Here is a 16,237-nt window from a genome sequence, read left to right on the forward strand (position 1 = left end):
GGTCGCGCAGTCGCGCGGGTCAGAGCATGCCGGTTTCGAGGCGCGCGGCCTCGGACATCATATGCCGGCCCCACGGCGGATCGAACACCAGTTCGACATCGGCCTCGGCGATGGTCGGGATCAGCTCCAGCTTGCTGCGCACGTCGTCGACCAGAATGTCGCCCATGCCGCAGCCCGGCGCGGTCAGCGTCATCTTCACCTCGACCATGCGCTGGCCGTCCTCGCGCGGCTGCACGTCGACTTCGTAGACCAGGCCCAGGTCGACGATGTTGAACGGGATCTCCGGATCGAAGCAGGTGCGCAGCTGTTGCCAGATCAGCGCCTCGACCTGCTCGTCGCTGGCGCCCTCCGGCAGGTCCAGGCCCGGCGGCGGCTCCTTGCCGATCGCGTCGCCGTCCTTGCCGGCGATGCGGAACAGGTTGCCTTCGACGAACACGGTGTAGCTGCCGCCCAGCGCCTGGGTGATGTAGCCGTAACTGCCGGCCGGCAGGGTCACCGCGTCGCCTTGCGGCACCATCACCGCCGCGCAATCGCGTTCGAATTGGACAGGTTCGCTGCTGCGTGAGTACATGGGGGCGATATGGGGGCTGGCCCCGCCGGTGCAAGTCGTCCAGTTTATCCGAGTGCGCGGGGAACGCGGCGAAGGGTATCCTGTGCGGATTCTCCGGGAACATCGCATGCCGCCCTCTTCCACGCCAGCCAGGACTTCGCACTGGCTATGGCCCTTGCTGCTCTGCCTGGGCTGTTTCACCGCCCTGATCGCCTGGATGCTGGTCGCGCTGAGCCTGGGCCATCAATCCGGCTGGATGGCGGTGCTGGTGGCGCTGGAGGTTTCCTGGATGCTGCGCCTGGGCACGCTGCCGCGCGGCAAGCTGCGCATCGCCGTGGCGGTGCTGGCCACCGCACTGGTGATCGTCGCCGCCAACTGGGGCATCGCCGCCGCGCACGTGGGCGCCGGGCTGGGCCTGGATACCTGGGATTCGTCGCTGAAACTGGGCGCACGCTACGCGTGGACGCTGACCGTGCTGGCCAACCGCCCCGGCGACGTGCTGTGGTTGGGGATCGGCCTGATCGTGGCTTATTTCAGCGCGCGTTGAGGGGAGTGGTCGCGGCTGAAGCCGCTCCTACAGGGAGCCGGCAAGCCCTGTAGGAGCGGCTTCAGCCGCGACACGATCCGTGGGCACCGATCGCCGGCGCCGGTTCAATGCCCGCCGTCGAGCGCCTTCAATTCGCTGACCAGCGCGCCGGCCGCCTCGGCGCCGTCGCCGTACAGCATGCGCGTGTTGTCGGCGTAGAACAGCGCGTTCTCGATCCCGGCAAAGCCGGTGCCCTTGCCGCGCTTGATCACCACCACGTTCTTGGAATTGACCACGTCCAGGATCGGCATGCCGTAGATCGGGCTGGCCGGATCGGTCTTGGCCACCGGGTTGACCACGTCGTTGGCGCCGATCACCAGCGACACGTCGGTGCTGGGGAACTCGGGATTGATGTCGTCCATGTCGGCGATCAGGTCGTAGGGCACGCCGGCTTCGGCCAGCAGCACGTTCATGTGCCCGGGCATGCGCCCCGCCACCGGGTGGATCGCGAACTTGACCTTGACCCCGCGCTCGATCAGCCGCTGCGCCAGCTCCCAGATCTTGTGCTGCGCCTGCGCCACCGCCATGCCGTAGCCGGGCACGATCACCACACGCTCGGCATAGGCCATCATCGCCGCCACGTCGCCGGCCTCGATGGGTTTTTGCGCGCCACTGATCTCCTGCGCCTGGCCGCCGCCGCCGAAGTTGGAGAACAGCACGCCGCTGATCGGCCGGTTCATGGCCTTGGCCATCAGTCGGGTCAACAGGATGCCGGCCGCGCCGACCATCATGCCGGCGATGATCAGCGCCTCGTTGCCCAGCACGTAACCCTCGAATGCGACCGCCAGGCCGGTGAAGGCGTTGTACAGCGAGATCACCACCGGCATGTCGGCGCCGCCGATCGGCAGCGTCATCAGCACGCCAAGCGCCAGCGCCACCGCGAAGAAGGCGACGATCGCCACCGGGCTGAGTCCGATCGCGGCCCAGGCGCCCAGGCCCAGCATCGCCACGAACACCAGCAGGTTGAATGCCTGTTGGCCGGGGAAGGTGACGCGCTTGTCCAGCCGCCCGTCGAGCTTGGCCCAGGCGATGACCGAACCGGACAGCGAGATCGCGCCGATCGCCGAGCCGACGATGGCCAGCGCCAGCGTGGTCGCGTCGGGCTGGCGCGCGGCCAGCGCGGCGATCGCGCTCTCGCTCCAGTGCGAGGTGTCGCGGTGCGCCAGGAACGAGAAGCGCAGCAATTCCACCGCGCCGATCGCCGCGGCCGAACCACCGCCCATGCCGTTGTACAGCGCGACCATCTGCGGCATGTCGGTGATGGCGACCTTCTTGGCCGAGATCCAGGCCGCGCCGGTGCCGATCGCGATCGCCAGCAGGATCAGCGGCAGGTTGTGCAGGCCGGGCAGCAGAAACGTCGCCGCGGTCGCCAGCAGCATGCCGAACCCGGCCCAATGGATGCCGCTGCGCGCGGTCTTGGGCGAGGCCATGCGCTGCAGACCGAGCAGGAACAGGGTGGCGGCCACCAGGTAGCTGGCCTTCACCAGCCAGGACAGCGCCTCGGCAGTGGTCAGGGTCACGGCTTGGACTCCGGCTTCTTGCTGGACTTGAACATCTCCAGCATGCGCTCGGTGACCACGTAGCCGCCGGCGGCGTTGCCGGCACCGAGCAGCACCGCGAGGAAGCCCACCGCCTTCTCCAGCGTGGTGTCGGCATGGCCGAGCACCACCATCGCGCCGATCAGCACGATGCCGTGGATGAAGTTGGAACCGGACATCAACGGGGTGTGCAGGATCACCGGCACCCGCGAGATGATCACATGCCCGGCGATGGCCGCCAGCATGAAGATGTACAAGGCCACGAAACCGTCGCTCATTCCGCTTCTCCCGGGCGCCGCGCCCGACCGCCGCAATCATAACCGGGTGCTGAATCGGTGGGCGATGGCTGTATGCGGCGGCAAGCGGCGGCGAACCGGGCCGGCGCCAGGTCAACCGCGGCGGCGGCAATGCGTTCTCCACGGTATCCCCGCGCCAGGAAGCTAAGCTGTGCTGGTGAGCACGCCCGCCCTCGAACCCCCGACGACCGATCTCGACCGCGACGACCCCGTACGTCCGCTGCCGGCGTCGCTGGACGCGTTCCTGGCCGAGATCGGCCCGCGCGCGTTCCGCTTCGCCGAGGCCGGCCTGCGCCAGCGCGAGGATGCGCTGGATGCGGTGCAGGACGCGATGATCAAGCTGCTCGCCTACCGCGAGCGGCCGGCGCAGGAATGGACCCCGCTGTTCTGGAGCATCCTGCGCCGGCGCATCATCGACCTGCAGCGCCGCCGCGGCTTCCGCCTGCGTTTCTGGGCGCCGGCCAGCGAGCACGGCGAGGACAGCCAGCCGGACTGGGCCGACGACGGCCCGACGCCGGCGCAGCGCCACGAGCAGCGGCAGACGCATGCGCGGCTGGTCACGGCGTTGCGCGCGCTGCCGGCGCGGCAGCGCGAGGCCTTCACCCTGCGCGTGCTCGAGGAGCTGGACGTGGCCACCACCGCACGCGCGATGGGCTGCTCCGAAGGCTCGGTCAAGACCCATCTGTCGCGCGCCCGCGAGGCGTTGCAGAAACTTCTGGAGGACGTCCGGTGAAACCCGACCCCACACATTCGGCCGCGTTCGACGCGCAGATGCGCCGCGCGCACCAGACCTCGCTGCAGGCGTTGCCGGCACCGACCCTGGCGCGACTGCGCGCCGCCCGCCACGCCGCCAGCCGCCCCCACGCCGCCCCGGCGCGGCGCTGGGGCTGGCTGCTGGCGGCGGCGCCAGCCCTGCTAGGCGCCACCTTCGGCCTGCATCTGCTGCTGCGCCCGACGCTGCCGGTCGCGGTCCAGGCGGCGAGCGTCGCCAGCGTTCCCGCCGCGGCCGCGGTGTCGGCGAGCGTCGCTGCGCAAGGCGACAGCGACGACGCCGTGGCCGGCCTGCTCGACGAAAACCCCGACCTGTACCTGTGGCTGGGTTCCGATACTTCGCTGGCGATGGAATGAACACGATGAAGCGCCTGATCCGCATGTCCCTGGCGCTGGCCCTGCTGGCCGGCGCCACCCCGTTGGCGACGTTCGCCGCGCCGCCACCGCCACCACCGCCGTCGGATGCCGACGCCGATGCGGGTCCGCCGCTGCCGGACTGGGAGCACCTGAGCGCGCAGCAGCGCGAACTGCTGATCGCGCCGATGCGCCAGCGCTGGAACGACTCTCCGCAACAGCGGCGCAGGATGTTCGAGCACGCGCAACGCTGGCAGAGCATGACCCCGGAGCAGCGCGAACGCGCGCGCAAGGGCGCACGCCGCTACGAAGACATGAGTCCGCAGCAGCGCGAAGAGGCGCGGGTGCTGTTCGAACGCATGCGCGCGCTGCCGCCGGAGCAACGCAAGGCGCTGCGCGATCGCTGGGAAGCGATGACCCCGCAGCAGCGCGACGCCTGGATCAAGGCCAATGCCAGCCAGGACACCAGGCCTGCGCCGGGTTCCAGGTGACCGTTCTGTAAGCGCATCGAGGCGGCAATGCTTTTCTACATGCTGTCTGCAGGCCGCCGCCGCGACTGAAGGCCGGTCTGCAGCATCGATCGCGACACGGGCCGCCGATCGAATCCGTCGCGATAGAAAAGCAGTCTGCATCGCGCCATCGTCGGAGTCGGGATGCGCGAGCATGTGGGCTCAGGGGCTTGCCCCCGGGGAGATTTTGCAGTGGCGGGAGCGATTGCGGGTGGCTCCTGAGCCATCGTTCGCGACAGGCGCTATCGGTAATGCCCGTCGCGACTGAAGTCGCTCCTACAGTTGGCTCCCGCAGGTCGCCTGACGCCTGACCGTTGCCTCATTAGGTCATTAGGGCCTGCACGATGCGGCGAATGTCGGGAGAAAACGCTTGGAGCCACCGGCAACGTTCGCATCGGCGCGCCGCGGTGCCGACCGCCGTGCCAGGCGCGGCACGCGGCCGACAGCGCCGATCGACCGATCAACCGGTCCAGCGCGTCTTGGTCAGCAACTCGTCGTCCCAGTCGTAGGCGATCGCGCCGTCCTTCAGGAACAGCGCGACGAAGTTGTAGACGTTGCGCGCATACATCTCGCTGGCGTGCACCGCGCCCATGCTGGCCAGGTCGAGCGGGCCGGCGACGACCACGCCGGCATGCTCGATGGTTTCGCCGGGGCGGGTCAGTTCGCAGTTGCCGCCAGTCTCGGCGGCCAGGTCCACCACCACGCTGCCCGGCTTCATGCCCTCGACCATCGCCGCGCTGAGGATCTTCGGCGCCGGCCGTCCGGGCACCGCGGCGGTGCAGACCACCACGTCGATGCCTTTCAGGTGCTCGGCCAGGCGCCGCTGCTGCTCGGCGCGCTCCTCCTCGGTCAGCTGCCGCGCATAGCCGCCCTCGCCCGCCGCGCTGACGCCCAGGTCGAGGAACTTGCCGCCCAGCGATTCGATCTGCTCGCGTGTCTCCGGGCGCACGTCGAAGCCTTCGACCTGCGCGCCCAGGCGCTTGGCGGTGGCGATGGCCTGCAGGCCGGCGACGCCGGCGCCGACGATCAGCACCTTGGACGGGCGGATGGTGCCGGCGGCGGTGGTCAGCATCGGGAAGAAGCGCGGCGCTAGCTGCGCGGCGATCAGGGTGGCCTTGTAGCCGGCCATGCCGGCCTGCGAGCTGAGCACGTCCATCGCCTGGGCGCGGGTGGTGCGCGGCAACCGCTCCAGCGGGAAGGCGACCAGCTGCCGCGCCTGCATCGCCTCGGCACGCGCCGGATCGGCCTGCGGCTGCAGGATGCCGACCACGCCGGCGGCGGGCTTGAGCTGGTTCAGTGCGACGACCGGCAGCGGCTGCACGCACAGCACCAGATCGGCCTGCGCCGGGGTCGCGGCATCGGCGAGCTGCGCGCCAGCCGCGAGATAGGCCGCATCGACGAAGCCGGCGGACACGCCGGCACCGGGTTCGACATGCACCTGCGCGCCGAGCGCGACCAGCTTCTTCACCGTCTCCGGCGTCGCCGCCACGCGGCGTTCGCCGTGCGCCGATTCCTTCACCACCAGCACCTGCACTGCCATGCGATTCCCCATGCGTTGCCCGCCCTAGTCGGCGCCGATGCTACAGGGTCCGCGCGGCGATGGCAGCGCCGGGCGAACGGTTCGTCGACGGCATTTGTAGGAGCGGCTTCAGCCGCGACAGCATTCCCCAGAAAGCCTGGTCGCGGCTGAAGCCGCTCCTACAAGGGCATGCGCAGCGCGCGCGGAGCCTGGGAAGGCGGCGAGGCAGGATCCATCCGCCTCGCGCCAACGGCCCTCAGTGCAGCGTCGCGTTCTGCGGGTCGAGCCGGTCGATGACGCCCTGCATCGCGCTGTCGAAGGCGCCGTCGTTGATGTGGCTGCGCAGCCGGCCCAGCCGCACCATCACCGCCAGTTCTTCCGGCGAGGCCACGCAGAAGCGCACGCCGCGGCGGTTGACGAACAGCAGCCGCGCCGAGATCGGGCTGACCCACGACAGCTTGCCGGTCTGCACCTTGCCGTCGCGGTCGATGAAGTCCAGCCAGGTGCCGATCGGCATCGCGCGGAAGCGGTCGGCGTCGGCGTTGTCGTAATCCTCGACCGTCTCCGCGGCGGTGACCTCCACCGGCTGCGCCTCCTGCACCGGCGGTTGCGGCAGCGTCACCTGCGGCAGTTCCGGCAGCGGGCGCTCGAGTTCCGGACGCAGCTCGGCGACCGCCTGCAGCGTGTCGTGCAGCACGTTGATCGCCGACGCGGCGGCCTCGGCATGCAGGCCCACGCTGGCGAAGACCTTGGTCAACGGTCCCTGCCAGGCCTGCAGCCAGGGCTTGCCGACGATGTGCCGCTGCGCCTCGGCCGCTTCCTCGAGCAGGCCGTCGGCCAGCGCCAGCGCGTCGCGCACGCCGGCGCCGTCCTCGCCCTCGCGCAGCACCGCCATGGTCAGGTGGTGCTGCCACGGCTGGCGCAGGAAGTCGTCCAGCGCGCGCGGCAGCTGCCGCCCCTGCAAGCGCACCTGCAGTTCGGCCTCGGCGCGCTGCCGGGCCAGTTCCAGCTTTTCCTGGCCGCGCTGGGTCTCGGCGGCGCGGCGCTCGGCGATCTCGATGCGGCGCCGGTGCTGGGCCAGGAACTCGCGGAATTCCTCTTCCAGGGTCAGGAAGATCGCCAGGTTCTCGTTGAACTCGGCGACCAGCCGCTCGATGATTTCCTCGACCTTGCCCATCAGCACGCGCTCGGCCGGGCTCTCGCCGGTATTGCCCTCGCAGGCCTCGGCCAGCGAGTTGAGCAGGCGCCGCGCCGGGTGGGTCTTCTGCACGAACATGCGCCGGTCCAGCAGCGCGACCTTGACGAACGGCACCACCAGGCGCCCGATCAGTTCGCGCGAGCGCCCTTCCAGGTCGCGCTCGTCGAGCATCACGTCGAACAGCATGCCGACCAGATCGATCGCATCTTCGTCGACCGGATCCAGCCGCGCATGCGCCGGGTCCACGCCGAACTGGGTGGCGTTGGACAGCACTTCGCTTTTCAGCCGCTGCGCCAGCGATTCGCCGTCGTCGCCGATCGCCGCGCGCAGTGTGGCGCTGGGCGTGGCCTGCAGCAGCGACAGCACCGAGATCATCTCGCGCTGGCTCAACGAGCGCTGCTGGCCGACCGCGGCGCTGGCCGCGGAGGTGGCGTTCTCGCGCACGCTGCGGGTCTGCTGCAACAGTTCGTGCAGCGCCTCCAGCAGCACGCCCTGGCTGCCGCCGGGCAGGTTGGCGCCGGCCTCGGCGTAGCCGTCGGTGGCCTGCAGGCGGCCGCGGCTCTCGGCCCAGCGGTCGACGAAACGGCTGGCCCAGGCCGGCGCGTACTGCTCGTCGTACTCGCCTGCCTCGCCGGCAGCGCCGCCGTCCTCGCCGAACCCGGAGTTGTCGCCGCGGGCCTGGCGCTCTTCCGGCGGCGGCGCGCGCCGCGGCGGCGGTGGCGGGCGCGGCCGCGAGATTTCCGGCATCACCCCGGCCCGCGCCAGGCTGTCGTCCAGCTCCTGGTAGAGCTTGCCGATACCGCCGGTGAGGTCGCGCTCGCACAGCTTGATCAGCACCAGCCGCACTTCCGGCGCGAAATCGCTGGTGGAGAACGCGGCATGCACGGCGACGCCGATGTGTTCGGGGCCGACCGGATTGGTGTCGGCGTCCAGTTCCAGGCCGCCGGCGATCCAGCCCAAGCGGCGGTCGATGCGGCTGAGCACCGGTTTCCACTCGCGCAGCAGCACGCTGGCCAGGTTGCGCACCGCCAACCGCGATTCCAGTTCGTGTTCGGACACCAGGCTCAGGCCCTGGCCGTAGCCGGCCAGCGCCACTTCGGCCGACAGCGGCGTGCCGGCTTCCAGCGCCTGCCAGGCCTGGTCCAGTTGCGCACGGAAGCGCACGCCGATTTCGTCGCGGCGGCGGCGCAGCTCGCGCATGCCGTCCAGGAACAGCAGCTGCGACGAGCCGGCGCTCTCGGCGCGATCGAACAGGACATCGTCGAAATGCGCCAGCGCGGCGGCGAACGCTTGCCCCAGCACCGGCAGCATGCCGTCGCGCGCCTGCATCAGCAGATGCGGGTCGCGCGCGGGATGTGCGTGCGGCGAGCTGGGGCTGAAACTCATGCGCGAAGGCTCCGCGCCGGGAACGGCGCTAGGAAAAGAGTAAAAGGAAGTCGAACGGACACGGCCCCTGTTTCCGCCTCTGCATGGTAGGCAAGGTACCTGAACAGCAACCGTGACGCGCTACACATTTTACGCTCCGGAACGTGACCTCGTCCGTCATCCTAGGCGGTCTTTGCGTAACGCCACCTGCAAGACCGTGCCAAACGTCCGGGGCGCGGGCGCGTTCAGGCCGCGACCGCGACCCGCTCCAACCGGTCCACCGCCCCCTGCATCGCGCTATAGAACGCATCGTCGTCGCGATGCAGGCGCAGGCGATCCAGCTGCACCATCATCGCCAGCGCCTCCGGCGAGGCGACGCACAGGCGGCCGCCGCGGCGGTTGACGAACATCAGCCGCGACGAGATCGGGCTGACCCAGGACAACTTGCCCGGCTGCACGCGTCCTTCGCGATCGACGAAGTCCAGCCAGGTGCCCATCGCCAGGGTGCGGAAATACTCGGCGGTGGTGTGGTCGAAATCGGTCGCCTGCGCCGGCTCGGGCAATGCCGGCACGGACTCGGCCGCCGGCGTCTCGGCAGCGACGACCGCAGGCGCGGGTGCCGGCACCTGCAGCGGACGCGCATGCGCCACATCGTCCAGGGCCGCCTGCAAGCCCAGCCAGGCGGCCTCGGCGGCGGCCGCGTCCAGGCCGACGCTGGTCCACAGCCGCAGCAGTTCGGCGCGCTGCGTCTGCAGCCAGCCGCCCGCCGGCACGCCGCCGCCGGTCTGCGCCTGCTGGCATTGCGCCAGCACCGCGTCGCCGAGCGCCAGCGCCGCGCTCACCGCCGCGCCATGGCCGTCGTCGCGCAGTGCCGACTGCTGCAGGTATTGGCACCACGGCTGGCGCAGGAAGGTCTCGATCGGTTCCGGCAAGGCGGTCCCGTCCGCGTCGCCCTGCACGCGTTCGTCCACGGCCTGTGCGGCCAGGCGCCGTGCCTTGTCGCGGCGCTCCTCGGCGCGCTGCAGTTCGGCCGCGCGGCGCTCGGCGATCTCCACCCGGCGCCGGTACTGCTCGTAGGCGCTGCCGAATTCCGCCTCCAGGGTCAGGAACACCGCCAGGTGTTCGTCGAAATCGCTCACCACCCGTTCCACCACCCCCTGCGCCTGCGCCAGCAGCACCTGCTCGATCGCGCTGTCGCCGGCATTGCCGTCGCAGGCGTCGGCCAGCAGGTTGAGCAGGCGCCGCGCCGGATGTCCATCGCGCACGAACAGGCGGCCGTCGATCAGCGCCACCTTGGCCAGCGGCACCAGCATCTGCCCGAGCAGGTCGCGTTGCGCCGGCTGCAGCAGGCATTCGTCGAGCATGACCTCGAACAGCAGGCCGACCAGGTCCAGCGTGTCCGCATCGGCCGGCTCCAGGCGCGTGCTGGCCGGATCCAGCCCCAGCGACGCGCCGATCGCCACCACCTGCCGGCGCAGCCCCTGCGCCAGCGGTTCGCGGTGTTCGACGATCGCGGCGAAGCCGGCCAGCGGCGTGGTCTGCAGCAGCGACAGCACCGACAGCAGCTCGCGCGGCGACAGGCTGCGGCGCGTATCGGCGGTGGATTCCGGCGCGACCGGCTGCGCCTCGTGCAGCAAGGCGCGCAGCGCCGGCGGCAGCACCTCATGGTCGTCGCGGGCGTGCGCGTCCAGCACGCGCGCGGCGCGGCGCTGCGCGGCCGACAGCGGCACGGCGGCATGCCAGCTCTCGAAGAAGCGGCTGATCCAGTCCGGCGCCGCGTCGTCGCCGCTGGCGCCGTTGCGCGGGATGGCGCGGCGGCGGGTGCGCCCCAGCGGCAGCGAACGTGCCCGCGCGACCTGATCCAGGCGCTGCTCCAGCCGCGCGTACAACTCGCCGACCCGCTCCTGCAGTTCCTGCTCGCAGATCTTGACGATCGCCAGTTGCACCTGCGGCGCCAGCACCAGCCCGTGCAGCGCCGCATACACCGCCGCGCCGATGTGCTCTGGACCGAACGGGTTGTTGTCGGCATCGATGCGCTGGCCACCGGCGATGAAGCCGAGGAAGCGGTTGAGCCGCATCAGTTCCGGGCGCCAGCGGTGCTGGATCGCGCCGGCCAGGTTGCGCACCGCCAGGCGCACGTCCAGTTCCTGTTCGGAGACCAGGCTCAGGTCGCCGCGCTCGCGCGCCAGGGTGCGTTCCACCGACAGCGGGCGGCCGGCTTCCAGCGCCTGCCAGGCCTGCGCCAGGTGGCCGCGGAAGCGCGCCGCGATCGGTTCGCGCTGCTGCCGCAGCAACTGGATCGCCTCGAAATAGTCGTTCTGGGTCGGCCCCGCACGCTCGGCCATGCGGAACAGCGCATCGGCGAGCACGTCCAGCACCTCGCCGAACGCCTCGGCAAGCGGCACCGACACCACGTCCCGGACCTGGTCGAGCAGGTCCGAGTTGCGGCTGGGCAGCAGCTCCTCGGCATATTCGGCGATTGTCATGGCAGTGTGATACGCAAGCGCAAGTGAGACCGACGTCAATTCGGAAGTTAGCGGCAGATCGAGGATGAAGCTTGACTCTCCGTGTAACCGCGGCATCCGCTGCCGCTTTTGGGCACGCGACTATAATTCGGCGCCCGCCCCACGGAATCGAGACTATGCGCACACTTCACTCGCTGCAAGCGCTGGATGAGCGCCGCTCGGTGCCGTCCAAGCAATTGGGCGAGCCGGGACCCGACGAGGCGACCCTGCTGGCGATGCTGCGCTCGGCGGTGCGCGTGCCCGATCACGGCAAGCTGGTGCCGTTCCGGTTCCTGCGCATCGCCGGCCAGGCGCGCCTGGCGCTGGGCGACTTCCTGGCCGAGTGCACGCTGCAGCGCGACCCGGGCGCCCCGTCCGCCGCGGTGGAGAAGGACCGCGAACGCTTCGCGCACGCGCCGCTGGCGATCGCGGTGATCGCGCGGCTGCAGCGCGAGGCGAAAGTGCCGGAGATCGAGCAATGGCTGACCGCCGGCTCGGTCTGTTTCGCACTGCTGCAGGCGGCGCAGGCCTACGGCTTCGGCGCGCAGTGGTTGACCGCCTGGATGGCCTACGACGAAGCGGTGGCGGCGCGGCTGGGCCTGGCCGAGAACGAACGCATCGCCGGTTTCATCCATATCGGCACGCCGCGCATTCAGGTGCCGGAGCGCGAGCGTCCGGATCCGCAGCAGTTGCTGAGCGATTGGACGCCGTGAACGCAGCGGCGCCGACGCGGCCGCTGTACCTGGTCGATGCCAGCCTGTACGTGTTCCGCGCCTGGCACTCGATCCCGGACGAGTTCCAGGACGCGCAGGGCTGGCCGACCAACGCCGTGCACGGCTTCGCCCGCTTCCTGCTGGACCTGCTCGAACGCGAGCGCCCGCAGCACATCGCGATCGCCTTCGACGAAGCGCTGGACAGCTGCTTCCGCAATCGCCTGTACCCGGCCTACAAGGCCAACCGCGCGCCGGCGCCGGACGCGTTGCGGCGCCAGTTCGCGCACTGCAAGGCGCTGTGCGCGGCGCTCGGCCTGGGCGTGCTCGCCCATCACGACTACGAGGCCGACGACCTGATCGGCAGCGCCCTGCACAGCATGCGCGGCGGCGGCTTCCACGGCGTGATCGTGTCCGCCGACAAGGACCTGTCGCAACTGCTGCTGCTCGACTTCGACGAACAGTGGGACTACGCGCGCGGCCAGCGCTGGGGCACGACCGGGGTCAAGGCGCGGCACGGCGTGCACGCGCACCAGATCGCCGACTACCTGGCGCTGACCGGCGATGCGATCGACAACATTCCCGGCGTCACCGGCATCGGCGCCAAGTCGGCGGCGATCCTGCTGGCGCATTTCGGCGACCTGGACACGCTGCTGGCGCGGATCGACGAAGTGGCGTTCCTGCGCCTGCGCGGCGCGGCGCAGATGGCGGTGCGCCTGCGCGAGCAGCGCGAACACGCGCTGCTGTGGCGGCAACTGGCCACCATCGCGCTGGACGCGCCGCTGCATTCGGCCGCACCCGGCTTCGCCCGCGGCCAGGCCGACCCCGGCATGCTGCACGGCCTGTGCGAAGCGCTGCGCTTCGGCCCGCTGACCCGGCGCCGCTTGCTGCAGGCAGCGGGGTTGGCGACGGTCGGCGAATAGCCGAGCCCTGGCGCCGCCAGGGACGCGGCAAGGTCGGCCGGGCGTCGCCGCTAGCGCTCAGTCCGCCGCATCGAACTGCGCCCGCATCAGCGCCATGTAGCGCTCCTCCGAGGTCTCGCGCCGCGCCGCCAGCAGCGGCACGATGTCCTGGGTCGCCACGTAGCGCAGCCGCGGACCGGAATCGGTGGTCGCCTGGAAGATCGTCTCCGCCACCTCCTGCGAGGTCGCCAGGCGCGTGGCGCGCAGGCCTTCGAACACCTTGACGCTGTGCGCCACGAAACCGGCGTAGGCCTCCGGCGGCGCGGCGCCGGACGTGGCCTCCTGCGCCGAGCGCTGGCCGAAACCGGTGTCCAACACGCCGCCCGGCTCGACGATGCGTACCGCGATGCCTAGCGCCCGCAACTCGTAGGACAAGGATTCGGAGAAGCCTTCCAGGGCGAACTTGCTGGCGTTGTACAGCGAGATCATCGGCAGGCCGAACACGCCCGCGCCGGAACTGACGTTGACGATCGTGCCGGCGCCACGGGCGCGGAAATGCGGCAGGAGCGCGCGCGTCACGTCCATCACGCCGAACACGTTGACGTCGAACTGTTCCTGGATCTTCTCCCGCGGCGTCGACTCGAACACGCCGAACAGGCCGAAGCCGGCATTGTTGACCAGCGCGTCGATGGCGCCGAAGCGCGCGATGCCGGCGTCGATCGCCGCGGCGATGCTGTCGCGGTCCTGTACGTCCAGGCGCGCGACCAGCACCTCGGGGCCGGCCAGCGCCGCGCCGGCCGCCGGGTCACGCATCGTGGCGACCACGTTCCAGCCGCGCGCGGCGAACAGCTGCGCGCTGGCGAGTCCGAAACCGGACGAGGCGCCGGTGATCAAGACGGTGGGGTTGGGCATGGCGGTTCCTTGGGTGGGGGTGTAGCGCCATGATCGACCCGCCCAACACATGAGACAATCCGGCCAATCCCGCATGCAGTACTGAACAGGATCGCACAATGCCCCGTCCCGCCCTGAGCGAATTGCAGGCGGTGGTCGCCGTCGCCAAGCAGCGCAGCTTCCGCGGTGCCGCCATCGTGCTGGGCGTGTCGGCATCGGCGCTCAGCCACGCGATCGCCGCGCTGGAACAGCGCATGGGCGTGCGCCTGTTCCATCGCACTACCCGCAGCGTCGCGCTGTCCGAGGCCGGCGAACGCTTCCTTGCCCGCATCGCGCCCGCGCTGCGCGAGATCGATGCGGCGATCGAGGACGCCAATGCGTTCCGCGACAGCCCCACCGGCTCCTTGCGCCTCAACACCTCCGAAGGCGCCGCGCGCCTGCTGATGCCGGCGATCCTGGCGTTTCTGGCGCGATACCCCGAGGTGCGGCTGGACATCGTCACCGACGGCCGCCTGGTGGACATCGTGGAGGAGGGCTTCGACGCCGGCATCCGCCTGGCGGAACTGGTGCCGCAGGACATGGTCGCCATCCCCTGTTCGGCGCCGCTGCGCTTCATCGTGGCCGGCGCGCCGGCCTACTTCGCCCGCCACGGCGCGCCGCGCACGCCGGCCGATCTGCGCGGGCACGCCTGCATCCGCAGCCGCTATCCGCAAGGCGGTGCGGTGTATCGCTGGGAATTCGCCAAGCGCGGACAGCAGCAACTGATCGACGTGGAAGGCATGTTGACGCTAGACAATTCCGCGCTGCTGATCGACGCCGCGCTGGCGGGTGTCGGCCTGATCTGGACCCATGAGGCCTCGATCGCCCAGCACCTCGCGCACGGCGCGCTGGTCGCCGCGCTGGAAGACTGGTGCCCGCGGTTCCCGGGACTCTGCCTCTACTACCCCGGCCACCGCCACGTCCCCGCCGCGCTGCGCGCCTTCATCGAGGTGCTGCGCGAGCACGACGCCGCGCATGCCTTCCCGGCGACGCAGTAGCGCGCCGCTCGCGGCGCCTGGGCCTTTCGCCGGATCCAACACCGCACGCGGCGGGCCGCGCCATGGCATCGTCGCGACGTCGATGGCCCTACACTTCGGTCATCCGGCAATCGCGATCCGCGGCGCCCACCTCCTTCCTCCTCAGCAGAGCGAACGCTACCCATGACCCGCCACGATTCCCCGCCCCGCATCGTCTACGAAGGCAAATACCAGCGCATGGTGGTGCGCGGCACCTGGGAATATTCCGAACGCGTGCACGCCGGCGGCCTGGCCGCGATCATCGTCGCGGTGACCCCGGACGACGAGGTGCTGTTCGTCGAGCAGTTCCGCGTGCCGCTGCAGGCGCGGACCATCGAGATGCCGGCCGGGCTGGTCGGCGACATCGACGCGGGCGAATCGATCGAGGTGTCGGCGGTGCGCGAACTGGAGGAAGAGACCGGCTGGACCGCCGACCACGCCGAGGTGCTGATGATCGGCCCGACCTCCTCCGGCGCCAGCAACGAAAAGGTCGCCTTCGTCCGTGCCAGCGGCCTGCGCAAGGTCGGCGACGGCGGCGGCGACGCCAGCGAGGACATCACCGTGCACACGGTGCCGCGCGCCCGCGCCGCGGCCTGGCTGGTGCAGAAGATGGGCGAAGGCTACGAGCTGGACGCCAAGCTGTGGGCCGGGCTGTGGATGATCGAGCACCAGTTGGACGGCACCCCGCGTGGCTGAGCCGACCGCGCGCGCGGCCGCCAGCCAGCCCCTGCTCGGCGCAGGCGATCCACCGCCCTACCGCGTGCTCCAGGCGCGGGGCCGTTCGCCCTACCTGCTGATCGCCGACCACGCCGGGCAGCAGGTGCCGCAGGCGCTGGCCGACCTGGGGCTGCCGCAGCACGAACTGGACCGGCACATCGGCTGGGACATCGGCATCGCCGGGGTCACCGCCGAACTGGCGCAGGCGCTGGATGCGTTCGCGATCGTGCAGACCTATTCGCGACTGGTGATCGACTGCAACCGGCCATTGTCGGCGCCGGGGTCGATCGCCGAGGTCAGCGACGGCACCGTGGTGCCAGGCAACCAGGGCCTGGACGCCGCAGCGCGCGCGGCGCGCGCCAGCGCGATCTTCACTCCCTACCACGCGCGTATCGCCGCGGAACTGGACCGGCGCCGCGACGCCGGCCTGGCAACCATCCTGATCGCGATGCACAGCTTCACTCCGTCGATGGCGGGCGTGTCCCGGCCCTGGCATGCCGGTGTGCTGTACCAGCGCGATGCGCGCTTCGCGCAGGCGCTGCTGGCCGAATTGCGCGCCGAGCCGGGCCTGGTGGTCGGCGACAATGAGCCGTATTCGGTCAGCGATGCCACCGACTACGCGATCCCGGTACACGCCGAGGCGCGCGGCCTGGCGCACGTGGAACTGGAGATCCGCCAGGACCTGATCGCCGACCCCGCAGGACAGCGGCAATGGGCGCAGCGCTTGCTCAGCATGCTGAATCGGTTGCAAGCTGCCTTCACACCGGGCTGA

At 70.6% G+C, this 16,237-nt stretch carries 16 protein-coding genes; 9 read left to right on the top strand and 7 right to left on the bottom strand.

All coding sequences use genetic code 11. From position 1 onward, the window contains the following. Positions 1-19 precede the first annotated feature (19 nt). On the bottom strand, positions 20-571 hold the full coding sequence (sufT, locus tag HEP75_RS16905; protein ID WP_185820882.1) for a putative Fe-S cluster assembly protein SufT: 552 nt from the start codon (positions 569-571) through the stop codon (positions 20-22). Positions 572-677: 106 nt separating this feature from the next. Between sufT and HEP75_RS16910 the strand changes: the two genes are divergently transcribed. Continuing rightward, on the top strand, positions 678-1,097 hold the full coding sequence (locus HEP75_RS16910; protein ID WP_185813767.1) for a hypothetical protein: 420 nt from the start codon (positions 678-680) through the stop codon (positions 1,095-1,097). Positions 1,098-1,201: 104 nt separating this feature from the next. Here HEP75_RS16910 and HEP75_RS16915 read toward each other — a convergent pair whose 3' ends face one another. Together HEP75_RS16915 and HEP75_RS16920 are read right to left on the bottom strand one after the other, a co-directional pair. Continuing rightward, the gene (locus HEP75_RS16915; protein WP_185824273.1) at positions 1,202-2,656 is read right to left on the bottom strand and encodes an NAD(P)(+) transhydrogenase (Re/Si-specific) subunit beta; all 1,455 of its coding nucleotides are present in this window, start codon (positions 2,654-2,656) and stop codon (positions 1,202-1,204) included. After that, positions 2,653-2,952: an NAD(P) transhydrogenase subunit alpha gene (locus HEP75_RS16920; RefSeq protein WP_185813769.1), complete on the bottom strand. Its 300-nt coding sequence runs from the start codon at positions 2,950-2,952 to the stop codon at positions 2,653-2,655. The genes HEP75_RS16915 and HEP75_RS16920 overlap by 4 nt, the downstream gene beginning before the upstream one ends. A gap of 238 nt (positions 2,953-3,190) precedes the next feature. On the opposite strand from HEP75_RS16920, the gene HEP75_RS16925 reads away from it, so the two are divergent. Genes HEP75_RS16925 through HEP75_RS16935 form a run of 3 tightly spaced genes read left to right on the top strand, consistent with a single transcriptional unit; the run spans position 3,191 to position 4,586 of the window. Further along, positions 3,191-3,703 (top strand): RNA polymerase sigma factor, encoded by a 513-nt coding sequence (locus HEP75_RS16925; protein WP_255423809.1) that lies wholly within the window; start codon positions 3,191-3,193, stop codon positions 3,701-3,703. A gap of 38 nt (positions 3,704-3,741) precedes the next feature. Beyond that, positions 3,742-4,098 (top strand): hypothetical protein, encoded by a 357-nt coding sequence (locus HEP75_RS16930; protein ID WP_185826637.1) that lies wholly within the window; start codon positions 3,742-3,744, stop codon positions 4,096-4,098. 5 nt (positions 4,099-4,103) lie between these two features. Continuing rightward, on the top strand, positions 4,104-4,586 hold the full coding sequence (locus HEP75_RS16935; protein ID WP_185824275.1) for a DUF3106 domain-containing protein: 483 nt from the start codon (positions 4,104-4,106) through the stop codon (positions 4,584-4,586). A 478-nt stretch (positions 4,587-5,064) separates the two neighbouring features. Here the strand turns inward: HEP75_RS16935 and HEP75_RS16940 are convergent, their stop codons facing one another. The 3 genes from HEP75_RS16940 to HEP75_RS16950 form a co-directional block, all read right to left on the bottom strand. Beyond that, complete coding sequence (locus HEP75_RS16940; RefSeq protein ID WP_185820886.1) at positions 5,065-6,144, bottom strand: NAD(P) transhydrogenase subunit alpha; 1,080 nt, start codon at positions 6,142-6,144, stop codon at positions 5,065-5,067. Between the two features lie 235 nt (positions 6,145-6,379). After that, positions 6,380-8,707 (bottom strand): DUF1631 domain-containing protein, encoded by a 2,328-nt coding sequence (locus tag HEP75_RS16945; RefSeq protein ID WP_185824276.1) that lies wholly within the window; start codon positions 8,705-8,707, stop codon positions 6,380-6,382. A gap of 224 nt (positions 8,708-8,931) precedes the next feature. Further along, positions 8,932-11,172, bottom strand: a complete 2,241-nt coding sequence (locus tag HEP75_RS16950) for a DUF1631 domain-containing protein (RefSeq protein WP_185824277.1) — start codon at positions 11,170-11,172, stop codon at positions 8,932-8,934. Between the two features lie 155 nt (positions 11,173-11,327). Here HEP75_RS16950 and HEP75_RS16955 point away from each other — a divergent pair, with 155 nt between their 5' ends. Further along, positions 11,328-11,903 carry a nitroreductase gene (locus tag HEP75_RS16955; RefSeq protein WP_185824278.1) on the top strand — a complete coding sequence of 192 codons (576 nt, stop codon included), beginning with the start codon at positions 11,328-11,330 and terminating at the stop codon, positions 11,901-11,903. Further along, positions 11,900-12,823 carry a 5'-3' exonuclease H3TH domain-containing protein gene (locus HEP75_RS16960; protein WP_185824279.1) on the top strand — a complete coding sequence of 308 codons (924 nt, stop codon included), beginning with the start codon at positions 11,900-11,902 and terminating at the stop codon, positions 12,821-12,823. Before HEP75_RS16955 ends, HEP75_RS16960 begins: the two co-directional genes overlap by 4 nt. Before the next feature lie 57 nt (positions 12,824-12,880). Here the strand turns inward: HEP75_RS16960 and HEP75_RS16965 are convergent, their stop codons facing one another. After that, entirely contained in the window at positions 12,881-13,714 is an 834-nt protein-coding gene (locus tag HEP75_RS16965) for an SDR family oxidoreductase (protein ID WP_185824280.1), read from the bottom strand. A gap of 98 nt (positions 13,715-13,812) precedes the next feature. On the opposite strand from HEP75_RS16965, the gene HEP75_RS16970 reads away from it, so the two are divergent. From HEP75_RS16970 to HEP75_RS16980, 3 genes are all read left to right on the top strand, one after another. Beyond that, a complete protein-coding gene (locus HEP75_RS16970; RefSeq protein WP_185824281.1) occupies positions 13,813-14,730 on the top strand; it encodes a LysR family transcriptional regulator in 918 nt (305 codons plus the stop codon). A 162-nt stretch (positions 14,731-14,892) separates the two neighbouring features. Beyond that, positions 14,893-15,444 (top strand): NUDIX hydrolase, encoded by a 552-nt coding sequence (locus HEP75_RS16975; RefSeq protein ID WP_179568176.1) that lies wholly within the window; start codon positions 14,893-14,895, stop codon positions 15,442-15,444. After that, complete coding sequence (locus tag HEP75_RS16980) at positions 15,437-16,237, top strand: N-formylglutamate amidohydrolase (protein ID WP_185824282.1); 801 nt, start codon at positions 15,437-15,439, stop codon at positions 16,235-16,237. The genes HEP75_RS16975 and HEP75_RS16980 overlap by 8 nt, the downstream gene beginning before the upstream one ends.

Source organism: Xanthomonas sp. SI, from assembly GCF_014236855.1.
Taxonomy (GTDB): domain Bacteria; phylum Pseudomonadota; class Gammaproteobacteria; order Xanthomonadales; family Xanthomonadaceae; genus Xanthomonas_A.

Excerpts from the sequence above, each read along its gene's own strand:
- sufT (WP_185820882.1), bottom strand. The coding sequence starts at position 571 with ATGTACTCACGCAGCAGCGAACCTGTCCAATTCGAACGCGATTGCGCG.
- HEP75_RS16910 (WP_185813767.1), top strand. The coding sequence starts at position 678 with ATGCCGCCCTCTTCCACGCCAGCCAGGACTTCGCACTGGCTATGGCCC.
- HEP75_RS16920 (WP_185813769.1), bottom strand. The coding sequence starts at position 2,952 with ATGAGCGACGGTTTCGTGGCCTTGTACATCTTCATGCTGGCGGCCATC.
- HEP75_RS16930 (WP_185826637.1), top strand. The coding sequence starts at position 3,742 with ATGCGCCGCGCGCACCAGACCTCGCTGCAGGCGTTGCCGGCACCGACC.
- HEP75_RS16935 (WP_185824275.1), top strand. The coding sequence starts at position 4,104 with ATGAAGCGCCTGATCCGCATGTCCCTGGCGCTGGCCCTGCTGGCCGGC.
- HEP75_RS16940 (WP_185820886.1), bottom strand. The coding sequence starts at position 6,144 with ATGGCAGTGCAGGTGCTGGTGGTGAAGGAATCGGCGCACGGCGAACGC.
- HEP75_RS16945 (WP_185824276.1), bottom strand. The coding sequence starts at position 8,707 with ATGAGTTTCAGCCCCAGCTCGCCGCACGCACATCCCGCGCGCGACCCG.
- HEP75_RS16950 (WP_185824277.1), bottom strand. The coding sequence starts at position 11,172 with ATGACAATCGCCGAATATGCCGAGGAGCTGCTGCCCAGCCGCAACTCG.
- HEP75_RS16955 (WP_185824278.1), top strand. The coding sequence starts at position 11,328 with ATGCGCACACTTCACTCGCTGCAAGCGCTGGATGAGCGCCGCTCGGTG.
- HEP75_RS16965 (WP_185824280.1), bottom strand. The coding sequence starts at position 13,714 with ATGCCCAACCCCACCGTCTTGATCACCGGCGCCTCGTCCGGTTTCGGA.
- HEP75_RS16970 (WP_185824281.1), top strand. The coding sequence starts at position 13,813 with ATGCCCCGTCCCGCCCTGAGCGAATTGCAGGCGGTGGTCGCCGTCGCC.
- HEP75_RS16975 (WP_179568176.1), top strand. The coding sequence starts at position 14,893 with ATGACCCGCCACGATTCCCCGCCCCGCATCGTCTACGAAGGCAAATAC.